Origin of the sequence: Bradyrhizobium sp. 142 (assembly GCF_023074015.1) — a bacterium.
Taxonomy (GTDB): Bacteria; Pseudomonadota; Alphaproteobacteria; order Rhizobiales; family Xanthobacteraceae; genus Bradyrhizobium.
On the sequence record NZ_JADPKQ010000038.1, the window covers coordinates 1 to 809 of the forward strand.

An 809-nucleotide genomic window follows, 5' to 3' on the forward strand; every position below is an offset into this window, starting at 1 on the left:
GTGATGCTCGCCTTCGCCATGATGGCGGCGATCCGCCATCGCGCCAATCCGCCACCGCCCAAAAAAACCAAACGCCGCCCCCCGGCAAAAGCCAAAGCACACCCACGCCGCCGCTGATCCGTTGGTCAATCCAGGAAATCCGCCGCATCGCCATCAGGCTTGCTCGAAAGCGGATCCAACCCGCGCATGTCATCGCATGGTCATTCTGGCGCAGAGCTCACCAGGCTGCCGCTCAGCGCGCGCATCTCAAAGCAAAACGGCAACTGTAATGCTAGCACAGGGACCACATCGGCTGAATTGGCATGCTTTTTGTAATCGCGTCTTGCTCGCGAAAGCATTTTATATTTAATTGTTGTGACGCTCACGATGCCGACTTTCTGTGATAATTTTATTAATGATAATTTTATTAATAACGTTATTCAATGCCACGTATACGACTTGCGCCAATTGTAGCCGGCGCTACGCGCTGGTCAGTCAGCTCGTAGCCGCTGTGGCGGAACTGACCAAGCCCCACGGCTTGATCCAGTTTGAAGTTCGTTCTGGCCAGAGCCGGTCCCGGAATTCTGCAAAGGGCGGATTTTGTTGCAGAGGAGATGTCCCGATCGCTGTTGAACTACGTCGGGCCGACGTTGCCAGAAGAATGTTACGCGGCCCTCGTGACGGGGGCAACGGGCTTGATAGTCATGCGATCGTGGTGAGCTTGAAGGGCTGCACGCAGAACCGACAATTGCTTATGCGCCTTCAATCGTCGGAAGCCCTTGTTGGCCTCGATCATGCCGGCCGCGACCCATCGCAAGGCCATACCGGCA

1 protein-coding gene and 1 pseudogene are annotated in these 809 nt (G+C 55.7%); one reads left to right on the top strand and one right to left on the bottom strand.

The window, feature by feature from the left end:
* A partial coding sequence (locus IVA82_RS04085; RefSeq protein ID WP_247493168.1) for a hypothetical protein occupies positions 1-269 on the top strand: 269 nt, incomplete at its 5' end.
* Positions 270-643: 374 nt separating this feature from the next.
* Here IVA82_RS04085 and IVA82_RS04090 read toward each other — a convergent pair.
* Positions 644-809 (bottom strand): annotated as a pseudogene (locus IVA82_RS04090) (IS256 family transposase); the annotation flags it as partial.